The sequence below is a fragment of the Flavobacterium sp. genome, from assembly GCF_044338735.1.
Taxonomy (GTDB): Bacteria; Bacteroidota; Bacteroidia; order Flavobacteriales; family Flavobacteriaceae; genus Flavobacterium.
The window spans coordinates 1-9,382 of record NZ_JBIIWV010000083.1; the positions used below are offsets into that span (position 1 = coordinate 1).

The following is a 9,382-nucleotide window of genomic DNA, read 5'->3' on the forward strand; positions in this document are numbered from 1 at the left end:
AACAATCAGTTGAAATAGATTCTTTTAAAAATCAGTTAGATACTCTAAAAATGGTGAATTCATTATTAGGCAGTGAAGAAAATAAACGAGAAACAAAACTCAAAATAAATTCATTAATTCGAGAAATTGATTATTGCATAGCACAACTTTCTGATTAGAAAGAATATGAGTGAAAAACTAAAAATTAAACTATCAATTGCAGATCGCGTTTATCCACTAACCGTGGAGCCATCTCAGGAAGAAGGACTTAGAAGTGCTTCTAAAAAAATTGATGCAATGATTAAACAGTTTGAACAAAGCTATGCCGTGAGAGACAAACAAGATGTTTTAGCCATGTGTGCGCTTCAATTTGCGGCCCAAGTGGAACAAAAACAAATTACTACTTCTCAAACTAGTGAAACCGCTTTAACTAGATTGCAAAATCTAGATAAAAAACTGAGTGAGTTACTCTCAAAATAAATACGTTCTTACACAATAAATACAATACTGCCTACATTAGTATATATTTGATAAACTCAACACTAACAAATTAAACGAGTGAATCTTTGCAACTATAACAGGCCCTTTAGTGGGAAGTTTGAACTGCAAGTTAACTTAAATCTTGTATAACCGAGTTTATACAAACACCTAATGTAGGCTTTTTTTATATAATTTTTTTAACACATATCATGGATATATTAAATATAGTAATTGGATTAGCAGCTGGTCTTGGAGGCGGTTTTGGAGGAGCTAAATTTTTAGAAAGAAGTAACGTCTCAAACCTTGTAAAGAATGCTCAAAAAGAAGCCAGTTCAATTTTAAAAGACGCTAACGTAGAAGCAGAAACTACTAAAAAAGAGAAAATTCTTCAAGCTAAAGAACGCTTTTTAGAATTAAAAGCAGAACACGAAGAAGTTATTCTTTCTCGAGATAAAAAAACCGCTGAAGCTGAAAAAAGAATTAGAGATAAAGAATCTCAAATTTCTAATGAATTGGCAAAAGCCAAAAAAGTTAATGATGATGCGGAGGCTAAAATCGTAGAATATTCAGCAAAAATTGAACTATTTGAGAAAAAACAACAAGAAATTGATCGTTTGCACAAAAATCAAGTAGAACAATTAGAAACAATTTCTGGATTATCTGCCGATGAAGCAAAAGAACAATTAGTTGAAAGCTTAAAAGCCGAAGCTAAAACAAACGCAATGTCTTTTATACAAGATACTGTTGAAGAAGCTAAATTAACCGCACATCAAGAAGCCAAGAAAATTATCATCAGCACCATTCAACGAGTGGGAACAGAAGAAGCTGTTGAAAATTGTGTTTCTGTTTTCAATATAGAATCGGATGATGTTAAAGGTAGAATCATTGGTCGTGAAGGACGAAACATTAGAGCATTAGAAGCTGCAACAGGAGTTGAAATCATCGTAGATGATACACCAGAAGCAATTATTCTTTCATGTTTTGACCCAGTTCGAAGAGAAATTGCTCGTTTAGCACTTCACAAATTAGTAACTGACGGACGTATTCACCCAGCAAGAATTGAAGAAGTAGTGGCTAAAACTGCTAAACAAATTGATGAAGAAATTATCGAAACGGGAAAACGTACAGTAATTGATTTAGGAATTCACGGATTACACCCAGAATTAATTAAAGTTGTCGGTAGAATGAAATACCGCTCTTCATACGGGCAAAATTTATTACAACACTCTAGAGAAGTAGCTAAGCTTTGTGGCATTATGGCTGCCGAATTAGGTCTTAACGTTAAATTAGCTAAAAGAGCAGGTTTACTTCACGATATTGGTAAAGTACCAGATACAGAAAGTGAATTGCCTCACGCTATTTTAGGGATGCAATGGGCTGAAAAATATGGTGAAAAAGAAGAAGTTTGTAACGCAATTGGAGCACATCACGACGAAATTGAAATGAAATCATTGATTTCTCCAATTATCCAAGTTTGTGATGCAATATCTGGTGCTAGACCAGGCGCAAGACGTCAAGTTTTAGACTCTTACATTCAACGTTTGAAAGACCTAGAAGATATTGCTTTTGGATTTAATGGCGTTAAAAACGCCTATGCAATTCAAGCAGGTAGAGAACTTCGTGTAATTGTTGAAAGTGAAAAAGTATCTGATGATGCTGCTTCCAACTTATCATTCGAAATTTCACAAAAAATCCAAACTGAAATGACCTATCCAGGTCAAGTAAAAATTACGGTAATTAGAGAAACAAGAGCAGTAAATATTGCAAAATAAAGTTTTTAGTCGCAGTAAACAGTAAACAATATAAAAGGGATTTTCAGGATTTGAAAATCCCTTTTTTTATACATAAAACTGAGACTGATTACTGCGACTGAAAACTGAACACTATTTCCTAGGGTGATAATTATTTAAAACTTCCGATAAGAATTTTCGATCCAAATGCATGTATACTTCAGTCGTGGTAATGGACTCGTGACCCAACATTAATTGAATCGAACGCAAATCGGCGCCATTTTCTAATAAATGTGTGGCAAAAGAATGGCGAAACGTGTGCGGACTAATCGTTTTATTCAAGTTTATTTTGATAGCTAAATTTTTAATAATGGTAAACACCATTGCTCGAGTTAATTGGCGTCCTCTTCGATTTAAAAACAAAGTATCTTCAAAGTTCTTTTGAATTGACAAATGCACCCTAACTTGATTTACATAAGAAGTAACAATCTTAATTGTTGATTTACCTACAGGAACAAATCGTTGTTTATTTCCTTTACCTGTTATTTTAATAAAACCTTCTTCAAAAAATAAATCAGATATTTTTAACGAAATCAATTCAGAAACGCGCAAACCGCAACTGTATAAGGTTTCCAACATTGCCTTGTTTCTTTCGCCTTCTGAAGTGGATAAATCAATTGCTTGTATGAGCGAATCAATTTCTTTAGTAGATAAGGTATCTGGTAGTTTTCGGCCGGTCTTTGGCACTTCAATCAATTCAAGTGGTGTATCGTTTCTGTAGTCTTCAAAAATAAGGTAATTAAAAAAACTCTTGAGACCAGAAATTAAGCGCGATTGACTTCTTGGATTTACCTGAGAAGCCATTTCATAAATAAACTGTTGAATAACTTCCTCGGTAATATGGATTGGTGATATACTGATATCTTTTTGAGTTAAAAACAAGACCAATTTCTCAACATCAAACGTGTAATTTTCAATCGTATTCTTTGAAAGTCCACGCTCTAATTTTAAATAATTTTGATATTCTTTGATATAAGATTGCCAATTGCTCATAGGTCAAATGTAGCAAATTTGAAGTAATAAAAAAATCCCGCCGAAGCGGGATTTTGATTATTGTAATAATTACAAATTAGAATTTGTAGTTAACTCCGAAAGTAACTGCTCTCCAGTCTCCACCGAAATCAAAAGAAGAAGATCCTTGAGCACCAGCAGCATCAGATTTTTCAGATGAAATACCTAATACAGCTACACCAGCTTCAATAGAAAAGTTAGAAGATACGAAATAGTTCATACCTGCTCCTAAACCAGCATCAAAACCTGTTAATTTTCCACCACCAGGCAAGTTGCTTTTCATTGATGAATAATCAAATCCAAAGTTTGCAAATAATGAAAACTGATTAGCTGGAGTAAAATAGTAACGTCCAAACGCTCCTAAAGTTAAACCTGACATATCCTCAGTATCTACACCATTAGTTTCTTCTTTCATAGAACCGAAACCTAACTTACCACCAATAGCGATGTTTTCTGTCAAGAAGTAACCCACTTGTGGAGCAATTTCGAAACCATTAGTTTTTACCTTGGCGTCTTTGTCATTAGTACTTCCAAATGTAAAAGCACCAGTTACAAATGCATCTCCTTTTGAAAAACCACCATTAGATTTTTCTTGAGCGTTAACAAAACCGAATGCTAATAAAGCTACGGTTGAAAATAAAACTTTTTTCATGTTTATTTATTTTAAAGTTAATAATAACAAATTTAGGTGTTTTTTTTGAAGTTGTCAACATTTAATAATAAGTTATTAACAATTATTGGTGTTTTCGCTTTTCGCTCCTAAACCAATAAAACTAAATAAAAAAAAGAATTGTCGCTTAAATATCGTTGGAGTTATTAACAAACTACAGCGCAATAGTTAATATAAATTTTATGAAAAAATTGTCGATTTTTAGAATTCCATACGTTAAACCAGACTAAAACAGCATTTAAATAGCTAAACTTTTATTAAAAAAAATCATTCCTAAAAGGTTTTTTCTATTTTTACATCATACATAAACATACAACACTTAAATAATCAATAAGGCAACTATGAAGATTTTAATTATTAATGGCCCAAATTTAAACCTGCTTGGAACACGCGAACCTGAAGTCTATGGCTCTCAAAGTTTTGAATCGTATTTTGAATTGTTGCAAAATCAATTCCATACGATAGAATTAAGTTATTTTCAAAGTAACATTGAAGGCGAACTTATTTCCAAACTGCAAGAAGTAGGCTTTACTTATGATGGGATCATTCTCAACGCAGGAGCTTACACGCATACTTCTATAGGTATTGCCGATGCAATCAAAGCGATTACTACACCCGTGGTTGAAGTTCATATTTCTAATACGTTTTCTAGAGAAACTTTTAGACACCAATCTTTTATTTCACCCCATGCAAAAGGAGTTATTATTGGTTTTGGCCTCAAAAGTTATGCCTTAGCCCTTAAATCTTTTTAATTTCATACAACCTTTTACTATTTATTATCGTCTATAACAATAAACTATTTATGCAAAAAATCTTACTTACCCTTACGCTATGTTATTCTTTAATTTCCTTTGCTCAAATAAAAGGCACAGTGAAAGATGAAAACGGAAAACCCTTACCTTATGTAAATATTTATATTGAGAACACCTATATAGGTACTACTTCAAATGAATTAGGTAAGTATGAATTAAACCTCAACGATAAAAAAAATGTACATCTTATTTTTCAGCACTTGGGTTTTAAAACACAAAAACATCTAATTGCAAATGCAAATACTCCTTATCAGTTAGACATAACCTTAATTGAAGAAAATTATGAACTGAAGGAACTCGTAATCAATACAGGCGAAAATCCTACCAATGAAATTATCAAACAAGCGATTGCTTCGCGCAAAAAGAATGCTGCAAAAACCGATAAATTTGAAGCTGATTTCTATTCTAGAGGTATTTTTAGAGTGAAAGACATTCCGAAAAAATTTATGGGAGTTGAAATTGGTGACATGGAAGGCAATCTAGATTCAACCCGAAGCGGTATCATTTATCAATCCGAGACAGTTTCTAAAATAAAATTTGAAAAACCAGACAATCTAAAAGAAGAAATAATTGCGTCTAAAATTGCAGGTAATGATAACGGTTTTAGTTACAATACTGCTTTGAATACTAATTATGACTTTTATGAAAATTATGTCGATTTGGGTATTAATATGGTTTCGCCAATAGCCGACAATGCTTTTAATTACTACAAATACAAACTAGAAAGTACTTTTCTTGACGAAAAAAATCAATTAATTAATAAAATTAAAGTAACTCCTAAACGAGACAAAGAACCCGTTTTTGAAGGATTTATTTATATTGTAGAAGATTCTTGGGCAATTTACGGCATCGATTTAGACATCAAAGGATATCGTATGCAAGAGCCTGTTTTAGAAACTATGAAGCTGACTCAAAATTTCAGTTATAATGAAAGTACAAAAATTTGGGCAAAAAATATTCAGTCATTAGACTTTAGTGCAGGAATTTTTGGGATGAAATTTACCGGGAAATTTACTCATGTGTTCAGTAATTATGTTTTTAAAGAGACTTTTGATAAAAAAACATTTGGAAAAGAGATCGTTTCATTTGCACAAAATGCGAACAAAAAGGAAGAAAGTTTCTGGAATACTGCTCGACCTGTTCCACTAACGGAAGAAGAATTGAAAAATTATACTAAAAAAGATAGTATTCAAACCATAAGAAAATCAGTGACTTATATGGATTCTATCGATGCAAAAGGAAATCGTTTTAAAATTCAAAAAATACTTACGGGTTATACCTACAAAAATAGCTTTAAAAATTGGAGTTTTAATTATCAAGGTTTGACGAATTTAAGTTCGTTAAGCTTTAACACCGTTCAAGGCTGGAATTTAGACAGTGGTTTTTCCTACCGAAAATGGAACGATGAAAACGGAAAATACACCTCTATAACTTCTACATTTAATTATGGTTTTGCAGAAGAACGACTGAGAATAAAAGGTAATTATTACCACCGATTTAACAACCAAAACAACGCCTATATTAGTTTGTCTGGCGGAAGCAGTATTAATCAATTTAATAATTTGGAACCGATAAGCAATACCATTAATACAGTTAGTACTTTATTTTTCAAGAACAATTTCATGAAACTATATAATAAAGAGTTTGCCGAAATTAATTATGGAAGAGAAGTTACTAATGGAATTTTTGTTTCGGGACGAGTTTTGTATGAAAACCGTCGTGCTTTATTCAATAATACAGATTATACTTTGATTAAAAATGACGATGCTTATTTTTCAAATGATCCGTTGCAACCGAATAATTACTCCTCAACACCATTTCAAAAACACCACATTATTAAAGGACAAATAGGAACTAAAATTCGTTTTGGTCAAAAATATATTTCAAGACCCGACGGCAAAATAAATATTCAAAACGATGATTATCCGGTTTTAAGTCTTAGTTATGAAAAAGCTTTTGCCGGAACGAATAAAAACTTTCAATATGATTTCATTGGTGCTGTCGTTGATTATTCTAAAACTATTGGAAATAAAGGTGATTTTGGATTGCGATTTAAAGCTGGGAAATTCTTTAATGCCGAAAATATTTCGTTTGTAGATTACAAACATTTCAACGGAAACCAAACACATGTTAATATGATGAATAATTCGCTCAATGCGTTTAATTTACTACCTTATTATAGTCATTCTACAAATGATGCGTATTTAGAAACACATATTGAGCATAATTTTAAAGGCTATATTATGAATAAGATTCCGTTGTTGAATAAATTGCAATGGAATTTAATAGGTGGTTTTCATCAAATTAATGTTCCAAATTTTAAACCTTACCAAGAAGTAACTGTAGGATTTGATAACATAGGTTGGGGTAAATTTAGGTTTTTACGCATTGATTATGTGAGAAGTTATCAAAATGGCTTTCAAGGTGATGGCGTAATGTTTGGCCTGAAATTTTAATATAAAGAAAGCACTTCAATGGAGGTGCTTTTTTATTTAAAAAATACATCATATCCAAAACGAAGTAACGCAATTCCAACAACAATTAAAAAGAAGATTCGAATAAATCCGTTACCTTTTGAAATAGCTAATCGGGCGCCCAACCAAGAACCGGTAACATTGCATAGCGCCATAGGAATTGCGATTGTCCAAATGATTTTTCCTTTTAAAACAAATAATGTAATAGAACCAAAATTGGTAGCCAAATTAACAAGTTTTGCATAAATATTGGCTTGTAAAAAATCGAAACCTAAGATTCCAATAAATGCCATTATTAACAAACTTCCTGTTCCTGGACCGATGAATCCGTCATAAAAACCTAAGAAAATACAAATCAAAATTCCGTAACTATAGGTTTGCTTTTGCGTCAATTTCTCGATTTGAAACTGTCCGAAATCCTTTTTGAAATAGGTATACAATAACAATAAAATTAAAACCAAGAAAAGTAATGGTTTCATGAAGTCATTTTGCATAATATTGAGTAAACTTGAACCCAAATAAGCAAATCCAAACGATACAAAAGCCATAATTAAAAACAACTTCCAATTGACTTTTGTTGATTTTAAATAATGATAGGCCGCCATACTAGTTCCGCTGAATCCAGGAATTTTTAAAGTTCCAATAACAGAAGCAACCGGCAAATTAGGCAATAAAATTAAAGCTGCAGGTGTTTGAATTAATCCGCCACCGCCTACAATAGCATCGATAAAACCAGCTAAAAAAGAAGCAATGCAGAGTAAAATGATGATGTAAGTTTCCATATTTTAGTATTCAGTCTCAGTATTCAGTCACAATAAAACTGTTTACTGCGACTGAAAACTGAAAACTAAAATTATACTCTCACGATATCAGCACCAATGGCACGAAGGCGTTCGTCTATGCGCTCATATCCTCTGTCTATTTGTTCAATATTTTGAATAGTACTGGTTCCTTTTGCGGTTAAAGCAGCAATAAGTAATGAAATTCCCGCACGAATATCGGGCGAACTCATAGTAGTTGCTTTCAATTGTGATTGGAAATTATGTCCCATAACCACCGCTCTATGCGGATCGCACAACATAATTTTCGCACCCATATCGATTAATTTATCAACGAAGAACAATCGGCTTTCAAACATTTTTTGGTGAATTAACACATCGCCATGGGCTTGTGTACACACCACGAGCACTATACTAAGTAAATCAGGAGTAAATCCAGGCCATGGTGCATCGGCAACAGTTAAAATAGAACCGTCAATATCCGTTTTAATTTCGTATCCATCTTTATGAGCAGGAATGTAAATATCATCTCCTCTTCGTTCTAACGTAATTCCCAATTTTCTGAACACATTAGGAATTTGTCCTAAATTATCCCAGCTTACATTTTTAATGGTAATTTCACTTCGGGTCATAGCCGCTAAACCAATCCAAGAACCAATTTCAACCATATCGGGTAAAATTTTGTGTTCGCAACCGCCTAACGATTCAACACCTTCAATAGTTAATAAATTAGATCCAACGCCCGTAATTTTAGCGCCCATTGAATTTAACATCTTACACAACTGTTGTAAATAAGGTTCGCAAGCTGCGTTATAAATCGTAGTTGTTCCTTCTGCTAAAACTGCCGCCATGACAATATTTGCCGTTCCGGTAACTGAAGCTTCGTCTAATAACATATAAGAACCTTGTAATCTTCCATCGATTTCCACTCCATAGAAATGGTCTTCTCTTTCGTATCTAAATTTTGCACCTAAATTGATGAATCCTTCAAAATGAGTATCTAAACGACGACGTCCAATTTTATCTCCTCCTGGTTTTGGAATATATCCACACCCAAAACGAGCTAATAAAGGACCAACAATCATAATTGAACCACGTAAACTTCCACCCTCTTTTTTGAAAGCTTCTGTTTTTAAGTAATTCACATTTACTTCATCGGCTTGAAACGTGTAATCTCCAGGTCCGTTTTTTTGAATTTTTACTCCTAAATTACCTAATAAAGTAATCAATTTATTGACATCAATAATGTCTGGAATATTGGTAACTCTTACTTTCTCTGAAGTTAGTAAAACTGGGCATAAAACTTGTAAAGCTTCATTTTTTGCACCTTGAGGAGTAATTTCTCCTTTTAAGGATTTTCCTCCTTCAATTTTAAATGTTCCCATGC

At 32.8% G+C, this 9,382-nt stretch carries 8 protein-coding genes; 4 read left to right on the forward strand and 4 right to left on the reverse strand.

What is annotated here, in order from left to right:
• Nucleotides 1–165: 165 nt before the first annotated feature.
• Both ACIQZC_RS06665 and rny read left to right on the forward strand, forming a co-directional pair.
• Nucleotides 166–459 carry a cell division protein ZapA gene (locus ACIQZC_RS06665; RefSeq protein WP_396138457.1) on the forward strand — a complete coding sequence of 98 codons (294 nt, stop codon included), beginning with the start codon at nucleotides 166–168 and terminating at the stop codon, nucleotides 457–459.
• A gap of 209 nt (nucleotides 460–668) precedes the next feature.
• Nucleotides 669–2,231: a ribonuclease Y gene (gene rny, locus ACIQZC_RS06670; protein WP_396138458.1), complete on the forward strand. Its 1,563-nt coding sequence runs from the start codon at nucleotides 669–671 to the stop codon at nucleotides 2,229–2,231.
• Nucleotides 2,232–2,342: 111 nt separating this feature from the next.
• Here the strand turns inward: rny and xerD are convergent, their stop codons facing one another.
• The gene (xerD, locus tag ACIQZC_RS06675; RefSeq protein WP_396138459.1) at nucleotides 2,343–3,242 is read right to left on the reverse strand and encodes a site-specific tyrosine recombinase XerD; all 900 of its coding nucleotides are present in this window, start codon (nucleotides 3,240–3,242) and stop codon (nucleotides 2,343–2,345) included.
• A gap of 76 nt (nucleotides 3,243–3,318) precedes the next feature.
• Nucleotides 3,319–3,912, reverse strand: a complete 594-nt coding sequence (locus ACIQZC_RS06680) for an outer membrane beta-barrel protein (RefSeq protein WP_396138460.1) — start codon at nucleotides 3,910–3,912, stop codon at nucleotides 3,319–3,321.
• Nucleotides 3,913–4,271: 359 nt separating this feature from the next.
• Here ACIQZC_RS06680 and aroQ point away from each other — a divergent pair, with 359 nt between their 5' ends.
• Together aroQ and ACIQZC_RS06690 are read left to right on the forward strand one after the other, a co-directional pair.
• Nucleotides 4,272–4,682 carry a type II 3-dehydroquinate dehydratase gene (aroQ, locus tag ACIQZC_RS06685; protein ID WP_396138461.1) on the forward strand — a complete coding sequence of 137 codons (411 nt, stop codon included), beginning with the start codon at nucleotides 4,272–4,274 and terminating at the stop codon, nucleotides 4,680–4,682.
• A gap of 50 nt (nucleotides 4,683–4,732) precedes the next feature.
• Nucleotides 4,733–7,198 (forward strand): DUF5686 and carboxypeptidase regulatory-like domain-containing protein, encoded by a 2,466-nt coding sequence (locus tag ACIQZC_RS06690; RefSeq protein WP_396138462.1) that lies wholly within the window; start codon nucleotides 4,733–4,735, stop codon nucleotides 7,196–7,198.
• Nucleotides 7,199–7,230: 32 nt separating this feature from the next.
• Here the strand turns inward: ACIQZC_RS06690 and ACIQZC_RS06695 are convergent, their stop codons facing one another.
• Together ACIQZC_RS06695 and murA are read right to left on the reverse strand one after the other, a co-directional pair.
• On the reverse strand, nucleotides 7,231–7,998 hold the full coding sequence (locus ACIQZC_RS06695; RefSeq protein ID WP_396138463.1) for a sulfite exporter TauE/SafE family protein: 768 nt from the start codon (nucleotides 7,996–7,998) through the stop codon (nucleotides 7,231–7,233).
• A gap of 71 nt (nucleotides 7,999–8,069) precedes the next feature.
• Nucleotides 8,070–9,380 carry a UDP-N-acetylglucosamine 1-carboxyvinyltransferase gene (gene murA / locus ACIQZC_RS06700; protein ID WP_396138464.1) on the reverse strand — a complete coding sequence of 437 codons (1,311 nt, stop codon included), beginning with the start codon at nucleotides 9,378–9,380 and terminating at the stop codon, nucleotides 8,070–8,072.
• Between the last annotated feature and the right edge of the window lie 2 nt (nucleotides 9,381–9,382).